Raw genomic sequence first — 21,962 nt, 5'->3', positions numbered from 1 at the left:
TTTCACCCGTTCAATAAATCATGCAAATTAGAATGCTCTAAACATTCTTGCTCTAACAACAAAGCGCTCAACCGCTTGCAAGCTGCAATTTGCGGTTTTAAAAACTCCAATTGCTCTTCATAAAGAACGCTCAAAGACTCTTTTGTGGGGGCTAAAAGAAGCTCGCTAGCCATAAATTCATTTAAAAATTTCGCTTTTTGCAAGTCTTGTTTGGACAAACTATAACGCTCTTTATAAAGCAACTCTAAAATAATCGTCCCGCTCAAATACACTTTAATATAATTTTTAACCTCGCTTTCGCTATGGATTTTATTTTCATTAAACGCAATAAATTCCCCCAATAAAGGCGCTTTATCAAATTCAATTTCTAGCCAATACGCGCTTAAGGCTTTCGCGCTTTGATACAAAGCGACCAATTCTTTTTGGTTTTCATCTAAAGTTTGGGGCTTTTTCTTGCCATAAGCGATCTTGTCTTTCACTTCTAAAATATCGCTATGAGTGATTTCTGTTCGCTGGTGTTTGAGGGCGTTTAAAGCGCTTTCATTGATTAAAGTCGCTAACATCGCCCCGCTAAAACCCACGCAAATTTTAGCGATCTTAAGATAGTCTAGCGTGTGTTTTTTGTTTTCTAAAAGCTTTTCTAAAATGCTTTGTCTTTCCAATAAATCCGGTAAAGAAATGAAAATGCGCCGATCAAAGCGCTTGCTCCTTAATAGCGCTTCATCCATCACTTCCATTTGGTTAGTCGCTCCTATCACCACCACCTCATCATTTTGCAAAAACCCATCCATTTCAGTTAAAAGCTGGTTGAGCGTGGCCTCTCTTTCATCGCTTCGATGCCCTCCCCTAGCCTTACCCAAGGCATCAATTTCATCAATAAAAATAATAGAGGGGGCATGTTTTTTGGCATGCATGAAAAGTTCATGCACTTTTTTAGCCCCAGCGCCCACATAAATTTGAGAAAACGCACTCCCGCTTTCATAAAAAAACGGCACTTTAGCCTCACTCGCTAACGCTTTAGCGATCATCGTTTTCCCCACTCCAGGAGGCCCGATTAAAAGCACGCCTTTAGGGAGGAAAATCCCTAAATCCTGGTATTTTCTAGGGTTTTTTAAATAATCTATCACTTCTAGTAATTCTTCTTTGACTTCATCCACCCCTGCAATGTCTTCAAAACGCACCCCTAGCGCATCGTATCGCTGGAATGCATTTTCTAATTCGTTTTTGTGCGCGCTTTCTAAACTCATTTTAGTGTCCAATCGTTTGGGCAAGCGCCAAAAGATCCCAAAAAGCATGCTAGAAATAAAAAAAAGCAACGCTAAATTCATTTTAGAACTCTTGCTTAAATTTTCTCGTCTTTCTATGGGCATGTTTTCTGGGATTTTATAAACCCTTAAAAAGGCTTCTTTGTTGGTTTTATAAAGCCCTTTATTGGCATAAAAATAATTTTCATCTTCAATTAGAGTTTGCTTAGGGTGAGACTGGATCACATAAAAAAAGTCCTTACTGGATATGAGCCTAGAAACATCGCTTAAGATTAAAAAAAGCAACAAGCAAAAAGTAAGCATCAAAAACCCTAACGCCAAAACAAGCGAGCGGTTTTTGATGCGTTTAAAGGGAGCGGTGAGGTTTTCTAAAAATTTAGAAAACGGCATAATTTTCCCTCTCTTTAATTTCATACTTTTTGATTTCTAAAAAACTAGCCCTTAAAGGCTTATCGCTTTTGATTTTAATGGGGTTGAAAAATTGATCTAAGGCTTTAAATTCGCCGTCTTTTTGCGCTTCCACTAGGGCTTTTAGGGGCGTGTTGAGCTTGAGTTGCAACTGCCTGAACGCCTTATTTTTATGAAAAATCAAATCTTTAATCGCATTCAAACGCTTTTTAGAAACTTCCAAACTCACGCCATCATGCATCAAACTAGAGGGGGTGTCTTTTCGCTTGCTGTAAATAAAAGGGTGGATGTGCGTTAAAGGCAAGCCCTCTAAATTTTTAAACGCCTTTTCAAAAACGCTTTCGCTCTCGCCCGGATGCCCCACAATAAAATCCGTGCCGATAGCAAAATTTTTAGAAGCGATTGTTTCTAATAATTCCCTATCGCTTTTGGTGCGGTTTCTTCGATTCATCCTCTCTAGCATGAAATCATGGCTGTGCTGTAAAGCGATATGCAAATGTTTTTCTAAAAAATCCTCTTCTAAAAGCTCTAAAAATTCATCGTTGATTTGATTAGGCTCTAAGCTCCCAATCCTTATGCGTTTTAATCCAGTAATCTGGCTTAATTTTTTAATCAACCTTGCGATATTGCTTCCTCTATCCTTCCCATAGCTCCCCACATTGGTGCCGGTTAAAACCACTTCTTGAACCCCTTTAGAGCATAAAAGGCCCACTTGCTCTAAAATCTTCCTCTCTTCAAAACTCCTAGCCCTCCCTCTCACGCTTGGGATAATGCAATAATTGCAATCAAAATCACAGCCTTCTTGGATCTTGATAAACGCCCTGGTTTTTCCCACAAACTCGCTCACCATCGTGGTGTCTAAATGCTTGTTTTCTAAATTATCATCTATAAAAAAACGCTTTTTTTCTTGTAGAAGCGCGTTAATCTTTTCTTTATTGTCATGCCCAAAAACGCCCTTTAAAAACCCTTTTTCAAAAAGCTCTTTGCCTTGAGTCTTCACCCCGCAGCCAGTAAATAGCACTTCTTTATTTAATCGCACCATTTTTTTAGCGTAACTCCTTACCGCGCTATCGGCCCCATTAGTCACGGTGCAAGAATTGATTACAATAATATCGGCTTCTTGTTCTTCTAAGGTCGCGCTAAAATCCTTTAAATTCTCACCCATCACTTGCGTGTCAAAAAGATTCGTCCTACACCCAAAAGTTTTAAAATAGACTTTTTTCATTTTTGTTCCCTTTTATTCCCAAAACCATCGCCTAGAGCATCAGCATCCACTTTAAGCAGCTTGCTGGTCGTATAAGCGATATGGATATTTTCTTCTTTCAAAAAGGCTTCAACAATTTCAGCAACAATCTTGCTCCTTAAAGACATGGTCGCATACGAATTGGTTTGATACCACACCGAGATTTTTATCCCGTTACTTTCAGGCATCAAAAAACATCGTGGTTTCACGCTCAAGCTCCTTAAAGAATACCGGTCGCGCATTTTATTGAGCTGTTTATAGGTAATATCCGTGTATTCTTTAGACAATTCCGTAGCGATGTTGAGCGCAATTTTAGACGCTTTTTTAAAATCAGAATCAAATGTAACGCAAAAATCCACGCCATCCCAAACCGTTTTCATCCCAAAATGGCTGTAATTAGCGAACATGGTGGTGAAAATATAATTATTAGGCACAAAGATAATTCGGCCCGCTCTCCTGTTATTCGTGTAAGTGGTAAAGGTTACGTCTTCTAAAATCGTAATGTGCAACATAGAAATATCCAACACATCGCCAATAAAAATATCCGTCCCCTTAGCGATACGCACCCTATCGCCCACATGCACGCTCCCCCCAATCAAAATGATAAACCACCCGAGCAAGCTCATGAACAAATCCTTCATCGCAATCGCTAAGCCCGCGCTCGCAAAGCCTAAAACCGTTACCAAGTAAGTAACGTTTTCCAAATAAGAAAAAAGAAAGATTAAAACGATCACGCTCACATTCACGAAGTTAATGGCTTTATTCACGGTATAGACACGCTCATTATTTTCAATGTATTTGCTGGAAATGATTTTTAAAATCCACGCAAACACCACGCTCAAAAGGGCCGCTAAAAACACATAAACCAGTTTAAAAAGCTGGTTTTTAACTTGAGATTTGACAATGCTTATAGCTTCATCGCTGTCTTTTTGAAAAATCCCGATCGTGGTTTTTAGAATGTTTTGAGCCCCTTGCAATTCTAAGCGTTTGGCTTGAGTTTGATAAATCTCATCGCTTAGTTTCGCGTTTTTATCCAAAGCATGCCACTGATTTAAAAGCTGGTGTTTTTGATCTAAAAGCCTTAAAACTTCTTCTAAAGCGGTCTGGTTATTTTTAAGATTTTCATGCTTTAAACGCATGCTTTTAATGAAAGAAATGCCATCAATGATCGCAATAGGGTTAGCGATATTAGGGATATTGGGGATATTAGGGCGCTCTATCAAGTCCTTAAAAGGATTGACCCCATAGCTTTCAAACATTTTTTGCTGGGACTCTAAAGCCTTTAAGGTATGCTCTAAGGTGCTAATCTTTAATAAATCCTTGCTTTTTTTGTTTTTTAAACGCCTTAATTCCTGTCTCACGCTCTCTTTTTCGGTATAAATTTGATTGTAGATCTTATAGTTTTCAAATTTTTTCAACCACACGTTATCGTCTTTGGCGAGTTTTTTATCCACCAAAGCCATTTGTTTTTGTATGGATAATAATTCTTGGCTTTTATCTTCTGCTTGCAAAAACAAAAAACAAAAGAATAATAATACCCTTAATGCCATTTTTCTAACACCTTTATGATCGTTTCTTTAGGGATATGAGAGGCAATTTCAAACGCTCCAATGCCTTTAGGCAGAATGAATTTGATTGTCTTATCCTCGCTTTTTTTGTCTAAAAACAAGCGTTCGTAAAATTTTTGAATATCCGTGATTTTGTAATGGAATATCAAATCAAATTTTTTCAACAAATTTTCTATGCGTTCGTATTCTTTTAAAGTGAGCATGCCTAAAGAAAGGGCTAAATCATTAGCCATGCATATGCCAATAGCGATCGCTTCGCCATGCAAAAATTGCTTATAATCAGTTTCTTGTTCTATCGCATGCCCAAAGGTGTGCCCGTAATTCAACCCGGCCCTGATATTTTGCTCTTTTTCATCTTGCATAATAACTTGAGCTTTGATACTGACGCTTTGAAAGATTACTTCTTCTAAACAATCTTTTAAATCCTTTGTTTCCAGTATTCCTACCAAGTTTTTATCAAAACACACCGCCATTTTAATGATTTCAGCAACCCCTGCTTGAAATTCCCTTTTTTCAAGGGTTTTTAAAAAAGACAAATCAATATAAACCGCTCTAGGCTGGTGGAACGAGCCGATCAAGTTCTTGCCATAAGGCGTATTGATCCCTGTTTTCCCCCCCACGCTCGCATCCACTTGAGCGAGTAAAGTCGTAGGGATATTAATAAAATCAATCCCCCTAAAATAAATACTGCTCGCAAACCCCACCATATCGCTTATCACTCCCCCACCAAGGGCTATCATTAAAGAATGGCGGTTTAATTGCATTTCAAAGGCGTTGTTTAAAATGCGCTCTAGTGAATTAAAATTCTTGTATTTTTCTCCGGACTCTATCACGCACACTCTCACTTCTAAGGCTTTCAAGCGCTTTAATAAATACGATAAATGCAACCCAGCCACGATGCTATCGCTAATGATGAGGGCTTTTTGTTTCAATTCAATTTCAGGCAGTTCCCCCAAAAACACTTTATAGCTTTTTTCTTTTAAAGGGATTAAAATTTCTTGCATTCTTTCACTCCGCTATGGGGATAAAAATTTGAGGGTTATCATCGTTTAAAAACGCTAATTTTTCCACTTTAGTGGATAAAAACCACCAAAAGCGCGTGTGCGTGATGCACTCTTCAAAAGGCATGAAATGCAAAATGGGATTTCTTAAAGAATTGAGATACATGATAGGATTTCTAATATCGGTTTGGAAAATCTCAATCTTGCGGTTGAACGCGTTGGCTAAATTTTCATAATGATTGACAATCTCGTTTTTATAGCGCTTGTTAGGGTCAAAATCATAGAGCAACAAGCCCAAATCCATTTGCATAGACACATCAAAGATCACTGAAGACATGTCCTCATTAATATCCAAGCTTTCATTCAATACCACCACGCTTTGAGAGGTTTTAGACAGGCCGGAAGTGTTGGTTTTATAAACCGGGGTGGCTGTTTTATACAAGGCTTTTCGGTGTTTTTTAGATAAAAAAAGCTCTTTGCCTACCACGATCAGGCCCATTTTTTTTTGGTGGTCTTCATGAAGTTTTTGGATAAAACTTTTCCCGTAAAAATCAAAATTCACTTCAATGCTTTCGGTTTCTAGCGATAAAAATTTATGGTAAAACTTAGGGCTAGTGGGGTGTAAAACCTGAATGTAGAGCTTGTAGCTCTTTAAATGTTTGTGCAAGAACAAGGCTTGATACACATCGCGCATCATCGCTTTTCGGCTTTGTAAGCGCATATCAATGTATAAATAAATGCTCTTACCAAAGGGGGCTGGAAACTGCCCCACATTGCTTTTGACTTGATGATACACCGCGTTTAAAATTTCCGGATTGCCCGCCACTAAAAGAATGTCTCGCGGCTGGATAACTAAAGATTTAGTAGCGAGCAACAAAACATCGTTGCGATAAAGCCCTACAATCCTGTATTCTTTTTGCCTGATAGAGCCAATATGCCTGTAAGCAAAAATACTCCCAAAAGGCACATCAATCTCCATGATCTCGCCCTTGCCTAACCCAAACTCTCTAGGGGTGCTAGGGATATTAGGCAAACGAGAAATGAATTTATTGGCTAAAACTTCAAATTCATCAATCAAAATGAGCTTTTCATCTTTATTTTCTCCATTGTTTTCTAAGGTTTTTTCGCTATCTTTTTTCACGCTCAAAACCACGCGCATGCGTTTGAAATGGGTTTGAATGATTTTATGAATGATGCGCTGTTCTTTAAAATCTTGTATGATTAAAAACGCGTCGCTCACCTCATCGTTTAACACTTGCAAAAGCCTGAAACTAGAAGTCGCATCAAAACAATAAAAAGCGAAAGTGCTCGGATAATTTTTAGGGATAAGGCTCTCATCTTTGACAACCACTATATAAAAATTATGATTAGAATAATGCCTTAGCACCAAGTCTAAAAAATTTTTTGCTACAATGCCATCTAAAATAAGGGCGATTTTTTTCAATTCCAAACTTCCTAAAAAATGATTACGCCATTATATCCAAGATTAAGGCTTAAACGATGGATTTTCAACTCCAAGCGACTGACAAACACGCGCGAGCTGGCGTTTTGAATTTAGCCCATTCTCAAGTGGCAACGCCTGTTTTTATGCCAGTAGGCACGCAAGGCTGTATCAAATCTTTAGACGCTACAGACGCGCAAGAAATTTTAGGCGCTAAACTCATTTTAGCCAACACCTATCACATGTATTTAAGGCCGGGTGAGAAAGTGGTTGAACAATTAGGGGGCTTGCATCGTTTCGCTCAATTTCATGGGAGTTTTTTAACCGATAGCGGAGGGTTTCAAGCCTTTAGCTTGAGCGATAATGTCAAATTGCAAGAAGACGGGATTGTTTTTAAATCCCATATTGATGGGAGCAAGCATTTCTTCACGCCCGCTAAAGTTTTGGATATTCAATATTCTTTGAATAGCGATATTATGATGGTTTTAGACGATTTAGTGGGCTTGCCCGCTCCCTTAAAACGCCTTGAAGAATCCATTAAAAGAAGCGCTAAATGGGCGAATCTTAGCCTGGAATACCACAAAGAAAATAACCGCCCCAACAACAACCTTTTTGCCATTATCCAGGGCGGGACGCATTTGAAAATGCGCAGCCTTAGCGTGGGTTTAACGCATGAGGGTTTTGATGGCTATGCTATAGGCGGTTTAGCGGTGGGGGAAAGCGTGAATGAAATGCTAGAAACCATCGCGCACACCGCCCCCTTGCTCCCTAAAGACAAGCCTCGCTACTTAATGGGCGTAGGCACGCCTGAAAACATTTTAGACGCTATCGGTTTAGGGGTGGATATGTTTGATTGCGTGATGCCCACCAGAAACGCCAGAAACGCCACCCTTTTCACGCATTCTGGCAAAATTTCTATCAAAAACGCGCCCCATAAATGGGATGATACCCCTATTGAAGAAAATTGTGCATGTTATGCTTGCAAACGCTACTCTAAAGCCTATTTGCACCATTTGTTTAGGGCTAAAGAACTCACTTACGCTCGTTTGGCCAGCTTGCACAATTTGCATTTTTATTTAGAGTTGGTTAAAAACGCCAGAAACGCCATTTTAGAAAAGCGGTTTTTGAGTTTTAAAAAAGAATTTTTGGAGAAATATCACTCTCGCTCTCATTGAATGATAAAATGTAAAAATACTAAAAAGCGTTTTTTACCATCAATGACAAAGAACTTGCAAAAAGCAAGCGATAACTTTTTAAAAAAAGCGGTCTTAGTTTTTCTTAAAATAAGGCTTTAGTTTTTAATTAAAACAAAACCCTATCTTTGATAAATTTCAGGGTGGGTGCTTTTAAAGCGCCTGTGAAACCAAAAATAACTTTCCGGATGCTTTCTAATCACTTCTTCGCACAAACTCGCTTGGGCTTGCGTGCATTCTAAAATATCGCTTTCAGCGTTATCGGTGATTTGAGAGCGGATACTTTCATAATAGGTCGCTGTGTAATGCGAATAATCGTCATTAAAATCAATGAATACCGGCTGAATGTCTATATTGTAACGGCGCGATAAAATAGAAGCGATCGTGGTGTGCGTAGCGTCTTTATTGAAAAATTTCACCACCACCCCATCTTTAGGCGCAACATTTTGATCCACTAAAATCCCCACAAGGCCATTGCCTTGATTATACATTTTAATGAGTTCTTTCATCGCTCCCACTTTATTGACAAAACGCACCCCAAACGCCTCTCGCCTGCTCATGATCATGTGATTGATGGGGGCGAATTTAGTCAAACGCCCTAAGCACCCCCTCCCATAATCCTCATAATATTGCGCTAAAGTCGTGCCTACCGCTTCCCAATAGCCAAAATGCATGCATAAAGTGATCGCTTGACCCTCCTTGTTTAAAGACTTCCACACCTTTTCTTCATTGATGAGCGTGAAACGAGCGTCGTATTCATCTTTAGGGATAAAAATCACTCTAATGGTTTCTAAAATAATGAAAGCAAAATTTTCATAACCCTTTTTAATGATCCTTTTTTTCTCTTCTTCGCTTTTAGAATCCCCAAACACAAAATCCAAATTGGCTTTAGCGTCAAAATAACGGCGCTTATCAAAGGTTCTCATCAGCCACGCCACCGCTTTAATGCACCTTAAAAACCACGAATGAGGCATTTTAGCCAAAATAAACCCTAGAATATTCACTAAAGATTCCACGATAAAAATACTCAAAATGCGTAATTCCGTTTTCAAACCCCTATCGTCTTTGTTCAATATTTTTTCGTGTATGAGTCGTTCTTTATAAGTCATTCTTTTTCCTTTAAAATGTTTAAAACGCATTCTTTAATTTTTTTAGGCTCTATATTTTGGATAGAAAAATCCTTTTTATGGTAGCTGGCGTTTGAATTACCGGTGAGCGAAACATTGATCGGGCTTTCTAATTTAAAACGCTCCATGGGCGTGTTGCCATAAAGGGTGATGCTAGCTTTTTGCAACGCCCATGCTAAATGCGTAATACCCGTATCGCCCCCAATAATCAAATCCATTTTAAAGAGCAACGCCTTAACCTCGTTTAAAGTGAGTTTAGGGAGCAATAACACATCGCACTGGTGTTTTAAAGCGTGATAAAGCGTAATGGCTTTCTTTTCATCAGCATGCCATAACAAGCAAATTTGAAAATTTTCTAACGCTAACGCTAGCTCTTTAAAGCGCTCTGTGGGGTAAGTTTTATTGGCTTTAGAAGTTTCTAAGACAAAAAGGATTTTTGGTTTATTTTGACTCAAATTCAACGCATTGATTTTTGGAGAATCTTGGTAGGAAAACACTTTAAATCTAGAGCTTAAGCCCTCTGAAATTTCTTTTAAAATTTCTTTTTTGGGCAAATTTAGGGCTTGAGAAAGGAGCGTGAAATTGCGCTTTAAAATAGGCTCATCATAAGCGATAGAAACTTTTTGCGAATAAAACAACGCGCTCAAACCCTCTCTAGCCGAAGCATAATCAAAGCCGACTTTTTTGGGGGCTTTTAAACATTGCGTGATGAGAGCAGATTTGATTAGGCCTTGCATGTCAATGATTATATCGTATTCATAAGCCCTTAAAGATTTAAAAAGTTTGAAAATCTTCAAAGGGTTAAAGCTTTTGAGTGCGCTTTTTAAAGCGATAGGGTGTAATTTATCAATATAAGGGGAATGCTCTAAAATCGCACTGAATCTTTCATCTACAAACCATTCTATTTGAGCGTGAATAAAACGCTCTTTAATCATCGCTAAAAACACCGCGCTAACGATAATATCCCCAAGCGCTGAAAGCCTGACAATCGCTATTTTCAAGCAAACTCTATCATCAAAGAAATGGGCTTGATGAGTTTAGGCAGCATTTCTCTAGCCAAGTAAAGCACATCACTAGAATGGATAATAAGCTTGTTTTTTTCTAGCGTGTATTTTAAATGGTGGCTGTCTGTAACGCACAAATTTTCAGCTAAAGAAAGGATGAAACTCAGCCATTGTAGGGTCAAAAGGCTTGGCATCATCGCGCTCATGTGAGCGATAGCGTTGTCTTTAGGGATTTTCTTATGGCTGAATTGCGCTAATAAGCAAATGATCGCCCTGTCTTGGTGGCTAAAGCCATAACTCAAAGCGTTTAAAATAAAATACGCGCTATGCTTGTGGGCTAAATAAACGCTTAAAATCTTACCCATGCTCGCTAATTCCCCGGCAATCTTTAAATGGAAAAGGTATTTTTCATCTATTTTATGCAAAGGCGATAGGGCTTCAAACAATTTCACGCATTCTTTTTTGACCTTTTGGCTGTGCTTTTCATGGGGCAAAAAGCGATCTTTTAAAGAGATTAAAGAAGGGTTGATATTGGGGGGGAATTTATGGTAATGGTTTCGTAATAAATCGCTTAAAAACACGCCTTCTCTCACCCCTACACCACTGGTGATCATCAAGGAAGTTTTTAAATGCTCCAACACAACTAATAAAATCAACGCCCCACTCCTGATGCTATCCAAACGCTCTTCATTCACCCCTAAAAGCCGTAATTTGTCTTCTTCAAGCATGACGATTTTTTCAATGAACGCTAAATTTTTATGCACATCTATTTCATAACCATGCAAAGAATCAATAGGGTATTCAAAACGCTTCATCAACACCTTACTCAACGCTCTGATCGTCCCCCCCACCCCAAAGGCGTTTTTATGCTTAAAGGGTAATTTAGAAACCTCTTTTTGGATAAAGGCTTTAGCCAATTTGGCATCTAGAGCCTTGTCTAAAAACATTTCTTTGATGCGAATCGTGCCAACATCAAGCGAAATGAGATCCTTAATCTTGCCTTTTTCAATCAACGCGCACTCGGTGCTACCCCCTCCAATATCTATTGTGATCCCTGAATTTTTATGCAACAAATTCGCGCACGCAATCCCGCCATAGAGCGCTTCTTTTTGCCCGTCAATGATTTTGATTTGCAAACCGCAAGCCTTTTTCACCCTTGCTACAAACTCCAATCTGTTAGGGGCATCGCGCACCGCTGAAGTCGCCACGCATAAGATTTTTTTGCTTTTGTATTTGAGAGCGATTTCTTTAAACTCATTCAAGGCTTTGATGGCTCTTTGCATGGGGATTTCTTGCAAAACCCCTTTAAACGCATAACAGCCCTCAGAAATTCTAACCCTAGATTTAGTCTCAAAAAGCAAGTAAAACCCAAACTGGCTCGTCTTTTTAAAGACAGCCAAACGCACTGAATTAGAGCCTATATCAATCACGGTTGTGATTTTAGCCATTATGAATAGCCTTTAATCTCGCTCTTGCAAGCTTTCGTATTTGTATTTCAATTCCTCTGTGCTTTCTGCATTGTTAGGATCCGGCAAAATCGCATCTACAGGGCATACGCTCACGCAACTTGGCTCATCAGAATACCCATAACATTCCGTGCATCGATCCGGATCAATATTATAAATAGGATCGCCCTCTTCAATCGCCTCACTAGGGCATTCTTCTCTGCAAGCATCGCATGCAATGCATTCATCATTCACCAATAATGACATGACAACTCCTTTTAAAAAGTTTGAATACGATTTTTACTCAAAATTAGCTTAAAATTCAATCTAAAAAAACTATTTTTTTCTCATTATAAGAATGAGGGATTTTTTCCAACACCCCCAAAACCCCTAAATCTTTCAAAAAAGTATAGTCTTGCTTGTCAGTTTCCACAAACACGCTCAAGCCCAAACGGCAAGCGAAATCTATCATGCCCTTTAAATCCTCTTCTAAAAGCTCTTCGTCTAAAATGACCCCATCAGATCCTTGAACAAGCGATTCTAAAAGCTGGTAGTGGCTGATGAAAAAATCCTCTTGGACTATCACAGAGCTTGCATGGCGGCGCAACAACCCTAAAACTTCTAGATCAAACACGCTTGGCGTGCCCAATTCATACAAGCCTTTGAAATTGACAATGACGCAATCGGTGCGAGCGTTTTCTTGCAAAAGCCTTTCTAAAACCTCGCTAGGGGTTACAAAAACATAGTCTTTAGTTTGAGGAATGACTCTTGGCAAGTAAGGGTTATACGACAAACTTTTACCCAACATTTCATAAGAGAGCATGCCCTCTTTTAAGGCCAGGCTTTTTTGCAAATTTTCTAAAATCCTTATTTCTTGCATTCTTGAATGATCTTATTGTGCTCTTTTAATTCAGGTTCGGCTTGGATAACATCTTTAGCGATGCCAGAAAAGATTTTTTTAGCTTCCAAGCAATTCCCTAATTTATAATAACCCCATGCTAAAGAGTCCAAATAAAGCACTGAGCCAGAATCTAAGGCTAAGGCCTTTCTCACAAAATCCATGCCCCTTTTAACATCCATGTCATAATCTATTAAAGAATACCCTAAAAAATTATAAAAGAAAGCGTCTTGGGCGTCTTCTTTGTCTTTGGTTTTAGCAAGCCATGCTTGGCGCTCTTTGGTGGCTTGCTCTAATTTTTGAATGATGGGCAGCATCTCTTCTTTGGTGAGCCTTTTATTATTCGCGCTCAAACTCTCATAATGATAAATCGCCTCTAAGCCTAAGAATTTAGGATCTTTTTTTTCTTCATAGATTAAAGAAGCCTGTTTGGAAGCTTGAGCGAATTTCTTTTGCGCGGTGTATAAATCTAACAATAAACGCCTGTCAAAAGGAAACAATTCTGCGATCTGTTGGGCCTTATCAAACTCTTTCAACAAGATTAATACCCCTATGTAAAACTGGGCGTTTTGAACGATAGGGTTTTTTTCATACAAGCGAGCGAAGGTGGTTTTAGCCAAATCAAGCTCGTTAAATTGCGTGAAAGTGTTGAGCGCTTTTTGACACAATTGCTCTGAGCAACCATACCTGTCTATGTGGGATTGCAACAAATCCAAGCCCTCTTTTTTACGATTTTGTAAAAAATAAATCGTAATGAGTTTTTCAAGGCTGTCTTCATCATGTACGGCATTATAAAACTTATTCAATAGCGGGAAAGCCTTATCCAAACGCTTTTGAGTCAAATACAAAGTCCCTAACACATTGTCTGTGGCTATAGTCTTTTCTTCTTTACGGATTTTATGCAATAATTCAATAGCCTTATCAATTTGCCCCATTTGCACATAGCCATCCACTAAAATCTTATTGATAGAAATATCATTACGATTATTGGTGATTTTTTGATAGAGCATGGCTAAATGCATTGCGGTTTTAATATCCCCCAAACTCGCCGCTGAAATGGCCGCTTCTTTAGCATACACCACTTTATTGGTTTGTTTATAGAGATTCATATAGCCTTTTTGAGCGGTCGCAAAATCCCCCCTATGGAAAGCGTCTGAACTCAATAAAATTTGATGATCTTCTGAAAGGGTTTCAGCCTTGAGATAAGAAAACAGGCTAAAAAACAATAAACTTGTTAAAAATCTTTTCTTTATTGGAATATCCATTATTTTATTTCCTTTTTTGTATAACTAAGGTGAATTTTAGCGCACTTTAGTCTCTTTGGTTTTTTGTGTGATGCCCGGACAGCTTTTGCAAAAAGCTTCCTTTCGCTCTTTAGAAAAAGTTTTCACGCTCTCCCAAAACGGGAAAGTTTGGCATTGTTTGGGGCGCACGCTATAAATCTGGCATTTTTTCGTCTCTAAATCCAAAAACACGCACGCCAAACCCAAATCTTTAGCGTCTTTTTCTAATAAAGAGAACTTATACCCCACCTTTTTAACGTATTTTTGACTGAATTCTTCTAATTCTAATTTTAAAAAAGCGCTAATTGTTTGCATTTCTTGGATACTCAAAAAAATATACCCGCTTTCCCCCACGCAACACTTCGCCCCACAACCCTCGCATGCCTTAGGATTAAAACTAAAATCAAAACCTTGCATCAAACTCCCTATCATTTTACTGGAAATCAATACTCACGCTAAATTGCACCAACAGCCCTTCATTATCTTTAGAAATCTTTAAGGGTAATTGGCTTTGAGCGCTGGGTAAATATTTGTTGAGCAAAGTGAAAAAAAGATAGGTTTTTTCTAATTCGCTCGCTCTAGCCATGATGAAAAATTGGGTTTTTTGAGAGGGATTTTGAGAGAGTAAGGGTTTGATTTTATAAACATCAAAACATTTTTTTAAAATCTTTTCTAAAATCCGCCTGGACTCTTCATCATTAAAAATCTTTAATAAGGATTCACCCGTTTCTTTTTGACTGCGATAGTTTGCTAGAGCGGTTTCAAAATGCCTTTGCGCGTATTCTAAAACGCTTTTTTTACGATTTTCTTCTAAAAGGATTTTTTTTAATTCCAGCATGCTAGGCCATAGAAAATACTCGGTATTGAGCCAACCAAATAAGGAAAAAATCCCCAAAAAAACAAGGTTTTTAATGATAAAACCCACATCGCCTGATTGCTCTCTGTCTAAGTGTGAAAAATGCAATGGTTTCATTTAATGGACTCCGGGTTTTTTATCAACAAGGAATTAGAAAAATTGGTGGAGACAAAATTAAACCACCCATCGCTTAAAGGGAAAAATTCCGCCCTAGAATAATCAAACATGGGGCTTAACTTGTTTTGGAATAAAAAATAAAAGGCTTCTTTAGAAGGGGTTTTACCGCTCACCACCACGCTTTGTTGGTCTATTTCAATGCTATTAATGGTGATGAGATCGGGAACAATATTCAAAAGCCCTTGCAAAACATCTCGTATATCATCATTGTAATTCAAACGCTTTTTGGCTTCTTTAATGAGTTTTAAGGTTTCATCAGTCTTTACCTGCAAGCGGCTGATTTCATGGCGGTAAAGCTTTTCTTGGATCGTTAAATCAGACGCATTATCTTGAGTGCTTTTAATGGCGTTATGCATAAACCACACTAACCCCCCTATTACCACAAAAGATAAAAAAATGTAAAAAACCCAAATTTTAGAAAGCTTGCTGATAAGGTATTTCGCTCTTGGTTTAATGTAACTAAAACGCATATTTTTCATTCTCCATGCGCGCTAAAACATTCAATTGTTCCACTAAAGAAAAATCCAACCTACTCACTTCTATCATCAAAGTTTCTTGCAAATGCATTAACGCTTTTTGATGGATCTGACAGCTATCCAAAACAACCACTTTTTCCACAAAATCTATATCCCTAGAATGATAAACGCTGTGCAAACCCTCTTGCAAAACATCTGCAATCAAGGGGATATTCGTCATGCCTTCAATCAAACTATAAGCGTCCTCTGTCATTTTTTCGCTATTATCCTTACTGCTATCTAGGCCTATCGCTTCTTCAAGGCTGTCAATATCTTCTTGGATTTCACTCAAAAACAAATTCACAGCTTCATTACTCATTTCCATAGAATCTTCTTCTTTGCTCTCTATAAACTCTTCGGGTTGTTCTTCTAAAAACATAGATTGGGCTAAAAAAATCTCTTTTTTATCCGCAATCAAAAAATAAAACCTTGAACGCTCCAAAAGCAAATACAACAACGGCTTTTCTTCTAACTGGTTGTGCACAAATTCATAAATAAGGCTAAAAGGCGAAAACAAAAAATCCACATCCTGGACCTTAAAACGCTTAAAATCCTTTAAAAAATCCTTAGATTCCACATAAACGCAATATTTTTGATTGACTTCACAAGTTTGATAATCTTGATTTTCTCGCTTGATTTGTTCAAACGCCTGTTTTTCGCATAAAATCTCTTTGGCTTTAACCATCGCGCTAAAATAAGTATAGGGGTATTTTTGGCTATAACTTCTGGCGATTTTTAAAGCTTGAATGGGGACTTCGCCGTTTTTTGTTTCCACTTTCGTCTCAAAAGTTTTAAAAAATTTCTCTTTAATGCGGTGGTTTTTAATCCTTAAAATTTGAGTGGATAAAAGGTTGTGATCCACATTAAAAGAGATATACACTTGAGAGCAAAACTTCTCTTTGAGCGTTTTTTTTAACCCTTTAAACACCCAAATCCTTTGTGTGAGACTCTTGTAATTCCGTATTACAAGAATCCATGCGCGTTTTTAAAAATTCTTTAGCCTTTGAAAGATCCCATTCTTTAGGGATGATTACAGATTCTAGCATGTAGTAATGCACTTCGCTAAAAGGCTTAGGGATTTCAAATTGATCCCAAGTGTTCAACTGCCATGCGTTTTTGCAAACCACCCGACAAGCGCTAATCCCTACGCCTGATTTTTGAGCCAAAGCGATCACCCCATCCGCTATGCTGTGTCGTGGGCCTTTGGGACCATCAGGCGTGATAGCAACATCACAACCCTCTTTTAAGCGTTTAAGCCCTTCTATCAAAACCTTAACCCCCCCTTTTTTGCTAGAACCTCTAATGTTTTTAAACCCAAAGCTTTCAAACAAACCCGCCGCAATAGAGCCGTCAAAATGCTGGCTTGCAATCACATAAATACAAGGTTTTTTAAGCCTTAAATACGCAAACCCAATCATGCCAAGCTCGCCATGCCAACAGCTTACAATGAAGGGTTTTTCTTTTAAATTTTGAGCTAAAAAATAGCGGTTTTTGCAAGTTTTATGCAACAACCAAAGGACCCCAAACGCCAATCGTGGGACAATCCTTAAAACGATATTTTTTCTGAAAATTTTTAAGCTCAACTCTTGCCCTTAACCCTACTTTTAATGGTTGCTCTTATTGGTTGTTTTTAGCGCTCGCCATCAAGCGCCCTTTAGCATGAGAGATGATTTCTACTTCCACAAGCTCGCCTAACTTTCTTTTTTCTTTACAAGTTACTTCAATGAATTTCCCCGTATCGCTGCGCCCTTCAAACCCCACGATCTGCCCATCAACTTCGCACCTGTTTTCCACCAACACCACATGCGTTTTACCCACTTCAAGCCTGGCTTTTTCTTCTAAAATTTCTTTGTGCCTGTTTTGCAACCTTTCTAACCTTGAAGATGAAACTTCTAGCGGCACTCTTTCTTTCCAAGCTCCCGCTTCTGTGAAAGGGCGTGGGGAGTAAATGAAACTATAAAGCGTGTCAAAGCGCACTGTTTCTAGCACCTCCATCGTGTCTTCAAAATCCTTATCGCTCTCATTAGGAAAGCCCACGATAATATCCGTGCTAATGCCCACTTCAGGCACTAAAGCCTTTAATTTTTCCACCCGATTTAAAAACCACTCTTTACTATAACCCCTTCGCATCATCTTTAACACCGCGCTAGATCCGCTCTGCAAAGGCATGTGGATACTCTTGCACACTTTAGGGTTTTTTGCAAACCTTTCTAAAAATTCATCATTCATGTGCAAAGGGTGGGGTGAAGTGAATCGTATCCTTTCAATGCCTGGAATTTCGCTCAATTTATCCAACAAATCGCTAAAATTCACTTTCGCATGCCCGCTGCTGAAACGAACGCCATAATTATTCACATTCTGCCCTAAAAGCATGAGCTCTTTAGTGCCGTTATGAGCCAATTTCTCGGCTTCTTTTAAGATCAAATCCATAGGGATAGAAATTTCTTTTCCCCTAGTGTGCGGGACAATGCAATAAGCGCATTTTTTATCGCAACCTATGGAGATGTTTAATAACGATCTGACTTCAGGCTTTTTTTCAAAAAACTCAAACGCATACGCGCTTTCATCATAATCAATCGCTACTTCAACGGCTTTTTCTTTATGGATCACTTGAGAGATTTTAGACACATTCCTAGCCCCTAACACAAAGCTCACGCTTGGGGCTTTTTTCAAAATATCCGCTCCCATGTGGCTTGCAGTGCACCCGCAAACCCCAATTTTAGCGTTAGGCTTTTTGATTTTAGCGAATTGACCAATTTCTGAGAATAATTTTCGTTCAGGCTTTTCACGCACGCTGCAAGTGTTGATCAAAATCAAATCCGCTATTTTAGGGTCATTAGTCTCTTTATAGTCTAGTTTGGAAAGCTCGCTTAACAAATGCTCGCTATCCCTAGAATTCATCGCACAACCCATGGTTTCAATATAAACTTTCAACACAAGCCTTTAAATGATATGCAATTCATAGAGGAAATCTTTTTCATCAGTGCTGACCCTCACCTCATCTAAATAAGCCGTATGACCTTTTTCTTTGAAAAAATCCACCGCTTTGAGCATGTCTTTGTGGGCGTTTGTGGGGGCAAAATAAAAAATAGAACGCTTGTCTTCATTGAATTTTTTATACAAATCTTCTAATTCCACGCTTTTAGTGTCTGATTTTCTTGTGTTTTTGGCTAAAACTAATTTCATAAACTCTCCTTGATTGATTTAATCCTCTCATTTTAACGCATTCTGTCTTTAGAATAAATTAGACTCTATTTTAATCAAAGATTAATAACTAAAGCCTTATTTAATTTTAACATTCTTTATTTTTTTAGAATTTTGTTTTTAAACCCATTCCCTTAAGGGATAGGGACATTTTGAAATAATTCCCCCTACAACCCCTTTATAAGAAACCCCCTAACCCCCAAAGAGCGCTTGTTTAACAAAACCATCAATTACTTTTTTAAATCACCCTTTCCCCCCCTAAAAACAAGCATTCCACCTCTTTAGCATGCAATAAAAATTGCAAAACTGCTTGCTCTTTATTAAATTTTTCATTAAAACCAAACACGCTCAAATCCGCCCTTTTATCAGCTTGTATCTCGCCATTATTCAAAGCTAAAGCTTTAGCCCCATGAAGCGTTGCACCTAAAAGGGCCATTTTGGCTAATTCCAATAACGGCATGTTGTGGGTGAGCAAAAACGACCTCAATTCATCTAAAAGGCTCAGCGAAATATTGGAACTCAAGCCATCAGTAGCCACGCTCACGCTCAAATTTGCCTCTCTAACCCTTTCTAAATCCAAAGCTTTCCCGCTTAATAAGCGGTTAGAAAAAGGGCATGTGATTAAAAAAGCGTTTTTGACTTGAGACTTGATCCTTTTTAATACTTCTAAAGAAGCGAACTGGTTATGCACAAACAAAGTGTGCGTGTCTTCAAACATGTCAATGTAATCGTTCGCGCCTTTATAGAGCGACTTGAAATTAGACTCTTTCAAAAAATGCTGGTAAAAATTTTCAAACCACCCTTTAGAATTTTCCACCCATTCTAGTTCTTCAAGCGATTCCAAAAAATGCGTAGAAAGCAGGCTTTGTGAATCTTTAGCCAATTGGATAACGCTTAAAGCCATGTCTTTTTGAACCGAATAAGGGGCATGCACAGCGAGAGCGGCTTTAAGTTTTGCATCTTCTAAATCTTTTAAATCCTTAAATTTTTTCTCAAACGCTTTCAATTTTTCTAAAGAATAACTGCTCCCTAAAAACTCCAAAAACACGACAGCGTTCAAAGGGCTTTCTTTCAATAAACCCACTTCTATCAAGTGGTTAGAAATCGCCCCCACGCTCCCTACCCCGCTTTTTAATTGTGCAGTGATAGCGTTTTGGATAGCCCCTTGGCAATTTTCTAAAATCGCCCCCCCATTGTTCAACACGCTCCCTAACCAGCCAGAAAAACTCCCGTAATCAAAACTCGCCTTGTTGTTGGAAAATTCAAAATGGGTGTGCGCGTTGATAAAAGCGGGCAACAGAACGGAGTTTTCAAAAAACTGCGCTTTTAAGTGGGGGTATTTGAGCGTTAAGCTTTGATAATCGCCCGCTTCAACAATCTTTTCATCAAAAACTACGCCATAGTCTTCTAACACTTCACATTTTTCATTACACAAAAAAACTAAAGACGCTCCTAAAATTTGCATGCACTCTCCTTAATAAATGTGGTTTGCCCTTTTAAGATCATTCTTTGAACTTCGCCATATAATTCCAAACCATAAAAGGGCGAATTTTGATTACTCACCCTTATTTTAGCGTTTAAATCCACGATCATGAGGTTGGCTAATTGATTTTCTTTCACCTCGCCTGCATTGAGTTTTAAAAACTTCGCTTGATTAGACGCCATAACCTTAATGAGCTGTTGCAAATCAATAACCTTTTTTTGAACCAAAAAAGTGTAAGCCACGCTAAAAGCGTCCTCTATGCTCTCACACCCAAAAGCGCTTTCTTCAAAAAGCTCTGCGTTAGAATTTTTAGAAACATGAAGACTTGTGAGCATGGAAATTTCGTTATTTTTTAGGGCGTCTTTTAGGGCGTTTTGATCTTTTTTATCCCTTAAAGGAGGGGCGATTTTAAATCTAGGCTCATAATCTTCATACACGCTCTCATCTAAGATCAAATGGCTTAAGGGCGTTTGGGCTTGTAAACGCGCTCCTAAATTGTTAAAGGCTTTGATGAGTTTGAGCGTGGTGATGCTATTGACTTTATCTAAAAGCATGGGGATTTGTAACGCTCTAGAAACTTCCATAAAACGCACCAAGCGCGTGTTTTCAAACGCATTTTCTACAAAATTCTGACCCAATTCATAGGCTAATGCCCCACTATTTAGGGTTTCAAAAGAATTTTCTAAAGAGATTAAAAGGGGCAAGTTGTAAGATTTGGCATAGTGGCTGATGAGTTCTAAAAAAGCGTCAGATGGCGCGATTAAAATTTCCCCTCCTTTATTTTTAAGCGTGGCGATGTCGGCTAGTTGGTTGTTTTTAATTGCCATAATATTTTTAACGCCGCTTTGATCGCCATTAAAAACATTGAGTAACCCTACCCCCCCTTTAAAAGCCTTCTGTTTTAAATTTTCATAACCCTCCAAACCAGTAACGCTCAAATCAATGAAGCTTGGCAGCACGAATAAATTGTCGCACTCAATCACTTCTTCATTATTATTAATAGGGCTTAAGTTTTCTTCAATCTCTGTAATGAAAGAATCTTTTAAGCGGATGTCCGCTCTTTTTAAAATTTCATCATCATAAAACGAAGCGTTTTTTAACAGCATCAAACCCTCCTATTTTTGCAAGAAATCCGTCAGGCTTTCTAAAGAATTTGTCACAATCAATATTCCCATTAAAACAAGCACCAACCCTGAAACAATTTCAATCGTGCGGTTGTATTTCTTTAAGGATTTTAAAAACAAAAGCGCTCTTTCTAGCATTAAAGCCACCAATAAAAAAGGGATCGCCAAGCCCATTACAAACACCACCATAAGGATTAAGCCATAAGCGTCCTTACTCGCGCTCATGATCACAATAGAAGTGAATATCGGCCCGATGCATGGCGTCCAGCCCAAAGCGAAACTCATGCCCAAAAGAAAGGGGTAAAAGCGCTGCATGCTATTAGATTTGCTCGCTAAACCAACGCTTTGAGTTTTATACAAAAATGAAAAACGAAACACGCCTAAAAAATGCAAACCAAAAAGGATCACAATCCCCCCAGCGATATAATTCACCCAAGCAAACGAAAAGCTATGGATAAGCTTGGCCATAGACATGCCCACGCCCAAAAACACGAGCGAAAACCCCACCACAAACATCAAGGATTTTAAAAAAACCGAAACCCTTTTAGCCTTACCATCTTTAATATCCTCTAAAGAAATTTGAGAAATATAAGACATATACGCCGGGATCAAAGGCAACACGCAAGGGCTTAAAAAAGTTAAAATCCCGGCTAAAAGCGAAGTTAAAAGAGGCGCTGTGTCAAAGAGATTAACAAGCGTGTTATCAAACATCATTCAATCCTTTTTC

The 21,962-nt window shown here is 38.5% G+C and carries 22 protein-coding genes; 1 reads left to right on the top strand and 21 read right to left on the bottom strand.

What is annotated here, in order from left to right; genetic code table 11:
* Positions 1-2 precede the first annotated feature (2 nt).
* Genes EAL49_RS00845 through EAL49_RS00825 form a run of 5 tightly spaced genes read right to left on the bottom strand, consistent with a single transcriptional unit; the run spans position 3 to position 6,929 of the window.
* Entirely contained in the window at positions 3-1,655 is a 1,653-nt protein-coding gene (locus EAL49_RS00845) for an ATP-dependent metallopeptidase FtsH/Yme1/Tma family protein (RefSeq protein WP_120828238.1), read from the bottom strand.
* Entirely contained in the window at positions 1,642-2,898 is a 1,257-nt protein-coding gene (gene mtaB, locus EAL49_RS00840; protein WP_120828236.1) for a tRNA (N(6)-L-threonylcarbamoyladenosine(37)-C(2))-methylthiotransferase MtaB, read from the bottom strand. The genes EAL49_RS00845 and mtaB overlap by 14 nt, the downstream gene beginning before the upstream one ends.
* The gene (locus EAL49_RS00835; protein ID WP_120828234.1) at positions 2,895-4,466 is read right to left on the bottom strand and encodes a mechanosensitive ion channel family protein; all 1,572 of its coding nucleotides are present in this window, start codon (positions 4,464-4,466) and stop codon (positions 2,895-2,897) included. Before EAL49_RS00835 ends, mtaB begins: the two co-directional genes overlap by 4 nt.
* Positions 4,457-5,488, bottom strand: coding sequence for a 3-dehydroquinate synthase (aroB, locus tag EAL49_RS00830; RefSeq protein ID WP_120828232.1), 1,032 nt, complete (start codon positions 5,486-5,488; stop codon positions 4,457-4,459). Before aroB ends, EAL49_RS00835 begins: the two co-directional genes overlap by 10 nt.
* 4 nt (positions 5,489-5,492) lie before the next feature.
* Entirely contained in the window at positions 5,493-6,929 is a 1,437-nt protein-coding gene (locus tag EAL49_RS00825) for a COG3400 family protein (RefSeq protein WP_162973058.1), read from the bottom strand.
* Positions 6,930-6,985: 56 nt separating this feature from the next.
* On the opposite strand from EAL49_RS00825, the gene tgt reads away from it, so the two are divergent.
* Positions 6,986-8,101: a tRNA guanosine(34) transglycosylase Tgt gene (gene tgt, locus EAL49_RS00820; RefSeq protein WP_120828228.1), complete on the top strand. Its 1,116-nt coding sequence runs from the start codon at positions 6,986-6,988 to the stop codon at positions 8,099-8,101.
* Between the two features lie 140 nt (positions 8,102-8,241).
* On the opposite strand, the gene EAL49_RS00815 is transcribed toward tgt, so the two are convergent.
* The 16 genes from EAL49_RS00815 to EAL49_RS00740 all read right to left on the bottom strand — a co-directional run bounded on the left by EAL49_RS00815 (position 8,242) and on the right by EAL49_RS00740 (position 21,946).
* Entirely contained in the window at positions 8,242-9,228 is a 987-nt protein-coding gene (locus tag EAL49_RS00815) for a lipid A biosynthesis lauroyl acyltransferase (protein WP_120828226.1), read from the bottom strand.
* Positions 9,225-10,247, bottom strand: coding sequence for a lipopolysaccharide heptosyltransferase I (gene waaC, locus EAL49_RS00810; RefSeq protein WP_120828225.1), 1,023 nt, complete (start codon positions 10,245-10,247; stop codon positions 9,225-9,227). Before waaC ends, EAL49_RS00815 begins: the two co-directional genes overlap by 4 nt.
* Positions 10,244-11,698 (bottom strand): Ppx/GppA family phosphatase, encoded by a 1,455-nt coding sequence (locus EAL49_RS00805; protein ID WP_120828223.1) that lies wholly within the window; start codon positions 11,696-11,698, stop codon positions 10,244-10,246. Before EAL49_RS00805 ends, waaC begins: the two co-directional genes overlap by 4 nt.
* A 12-nt stretch (positions 11,699-11,710) precedes the next feature.
* Positions 11,711-11,962 carry a YfhL family 4Fe-4S dicluster ferredoxin gene (locus tag EAL49_RS00800; RefSeq protein WP_000055471.1) on the bottom strand — a complete coding sequence of 84 codons (252 nt, stop codon included), beginning with the start codon at positions 11,960-11,962 and terminating at the stop codon, positions 11,711-11,713.
* Positions 11,963-12,017: 55 nt separating this feature from the next.
* A complete protein-coding gene (locus tag EAL49_RS00795) occupies positions 12,018-12,575 on the bottom strand; it encodes an indole-3-glycerol phosphate synthase (RefSeq protein ID WP_120828221.1) in 558 nt (185 codons plus the stop codon).
* Positions 12,563-13,858 carry a tetratricopeptide repeat protein gene (locus EAL49_RS00790; RefSeq protein ID WP_120828218.1) on the bottom strand — a complete coding sequence of 432 codons (1,296 nt, stop codon included), beginning with the start codon at positions 13,856-13,858 and terminating at the stop codon, positions 12,563-12,565. The genes EAL49_RS00795 and EAL49_RS00790 overlap by 13 nt, the downstream gene beginning before the upstream one ends.
* A 36-nt stretch (positions 13,859-13,894) precedes the next feature.
* Complete coding sequence (locus EAL49_RS00785; protein WP_120828216.1) at positions 13,895-14,293, bottom strand: YkgJ family cysteine cluster protein; 399 nt, start codon at positions 14,291-14,293, stop codon at positions 13,895-13,897.
* Between the two features lie 16 nt (positions 14,294-14,309).
* Positions 14,310-14,849, bottom strand: a complete 540-nt coding sequence (locus EAL49_RS00780; protein WP_033601713.1) for a hypothetical protein — start codon at positions 14,847-14,849, stop codon at positions 14,310-14,312.
* Complete coding sequence (locus tag EAL49_RS00775; protein WP_001212817.1) at positions 14,846-15,379, bottom strand: hypothetical protein; 534 nt, start codon at positions 15,377-15,379, stop codon at positions 14,846-14,848. Before EAL49_RS00775 ends, EAL49_RS00780 begins: the two co-directional genes overlap by 4 nt.
* On the bottom strand, positions 15,369-16,352 hold the full coding sequence (locus EAL49_RS00770; protein ID WP_120828214.1) for a DUF8569 domain-containing protein: 984 nt from the start codon (positions 16,350-16,352) through the stop codon (positions 15,369-15,371). The genes EAL49_RS00775 and EAL49_RS00770 overlap by 11 nt, the downstream gene beginning before the upstream one ends.
* Positions 16,345-17,007, bottom strand: a complete 663-nt coding sequence (locus tag EAL49_RS00765) for a lysophospholipid acyltransferase family protein (protein ID WP_120828212.1) — start codon at positions 17,005-17,007, stop codon at positions 16,345-16,347. The genes EAL49_RS00770 and EAL49_RS00765 overlap by 8 nt, the downstream gene beginning before the upstream one ends.
* 34 nt (positions 17,008-17,041) lie before the next feature.
* Entirely contained in the window at positions 17,042-18,358 is a 1,317-nt protein-coding gene (gene miaB / locus EAL49_RS00760; protein ID WP_120828210.1) for a tRNA (N6-isopentenyl adenosine(37)-C2)-methylthiotransferase MiaB, read from the bottom strand.
* Between the two features lie 9 nt (positions 18,359-18,367).
* A complete protein-coding gene (locus EAL49_RS00755) occupies positions 18,368-18,610 on the bottom strand; it encodes a nuclease (RefSeq protein ID WP_000780064.1) in 243 nt (80 codons plus the stop codon).
* Between the two features lie 256 nt (positions 18,611-18,866).
* Positions 18,867-20,093: an adenosine deaminase gene (locus EAL49_RS00750; protein WP_120828208.1), complete on the bottom strand. Its 1,227-nt coding sequence runs from the start codon at positions 20,091-20,093 to the stop codon at positions 18,867-18,869.
* Positions 20,081-21,217: an amidohydrolase family protein gene (locus tag EAL49_RS00745; RefSeq protein ID WP_120828206.1), complete on the bottom strand. Its 1,137-nt coding sequence runs from the start codon at positions 21,215-21,217 to the stop codon at positions 20,081-20,083. Before EAL49_RS00745 ends, EAL49_RS00750 begins: the two co-directional genes overlap by 13 nt.
* 9 nt (positions 21,218-21,226) lie before the next feature.
* A complete protein-coding gene (locus EAL49_RS00740; protein ID WP_162973072.1) occupies positions 21,227-21,946 on the bottom strand; it encodes a cytochrome c biogenesis protein CcdA in 720 nt (239 codons plus the stop codon).
* Positions 21,947-21,962: the final 16 nt, after the last annotated feature.

The organism is Helicobacter pylori, assembly GCF_003637665.1.
In the GTDB taxonomy this organism is placed as follows: Bacteria; Campylobacterota; Campylobacteria; order Campylobacterales; family Helicobacteraceae; genus Helicobacter; species Helicobacter pylori_CK.
Note: the sequence above shows the minus strand (reverse complement) of the source record. Positions and strands in the feature narration are given on the sequence as shown.

Coding starts and splice junctions, on each gene's coding strand:
- EAL49_RS00805 (WP_120828223.1), bottom strand. CDS start 11,698: ATGGCTAAAATCACAACCGTGATTGATATAGGCTCTAATTCAGTGCGT.
- EAL49_RS00775 (WP_001212817.1), bottom strand. CDS start 15,379: ATGCGTTTTAGTTACATTAAACCAAGAGCGAAATACCTTATCAGCAAG.
- EAL49_RS00740 (WP_162973072.1), bottom strand. CDS start 21,946: ATGTTTGATAACACGCTTGTTAATCTCTTTGACACAGCGCCTCTTTTA.
- EAL49_RS00815 (WP_120828226.1), bottom strand. CDS start 9,228: ATGACTTATAAAGAACGACTCATACACGAAAAAATATTGAACAAAGAC.
- aroB (WP_120828232.1), bottom strand. CDS start 5,488: ATGCAAGAAATTTTAATCCCTTTAAAAGAAAAAAGCTATAAAGTGTTT.
- mtaB (WP_120828236.1), bottom strand. CDS start 2,898: ATGAAAAAAGTCTATTTTAAAACTTTTGGGTGTAGGACGAATCTTTTT.
- EAL49_RS00750 (WP_120828208.1), bottom strand. CDS start 20,093: ATGCAAATTTTAGGAGCGTCTTTAGTTTTTTTGTGTAATGAAAAATGT.
- EAL49_RS00745 (WP_120828206.1), bottom strand. CDS start 21,217: ATGCTGTTAAAAAACGCTTCGTTTTATGATGATGAAATTTTAAAAAGA.
- EAL49_RS00845 (WP_120828238.1), bottom strand. CDS start 1,655: ATGCCGTTTTCTAAATTTTTAGAAAACCTCACCGCTCCCTTTAAACGC.
- EAL49_RS00785 (WP_120828216.1), bottom strand. CDS start 14,293: ATGCAAGGTTTTGATTTTAGTTTTAATCCTAAGGCATGCGAGGGTTGT.
- EAL49_RS00755 (WP_000780064.1), bottom strand. CDS start 18,610: ATGAAATTAGTTTTAGCCAAAAACACAAGAAAATCAGACACTAAAAGC.
- EAL49_RS00835 (WP_120828234.1), bottom strand. CDS start 4,466: ATGGCATTAAGGGTATTATTATTCTTTTGTTTTTTGTTTTTGCAAGCA.
- EAL49_RS00790 (WP_120828218.1), bottom strand. CDS start 13,858: ATGGATATTCCAATAAAGAAAAGATTTTTAACAAGTTTATTGTTTTTT.
- EAL49_RS00795 (WP_120828221.1), bottom strand. CDS start 12,575: ATGCAAGAAATAAGGATTTTAGAAAATTTGCAAAAAAGCCTGGCCTTA.
- tgt (WP_120828228.1), top strand. CDS start 6,986: ATGGATTTTCAACTCCAAGCGACTGACAAACACGCGCGAGCTGGCGTT.
- EAL49_RS00800 (WP_000055471.1), bottom strand. CDS start 11,962: ATGTCATTATTGGTGAATGATGAATGCATTGCATGCGATGCTTGCAGA.
- EAL49_RS00780 (WP_033601713.1), bottom strand. CDS start 14,849: ATGAAACCATTGCATTTTTCACACTTAGACAGAGAGCAATCAGGCGAT.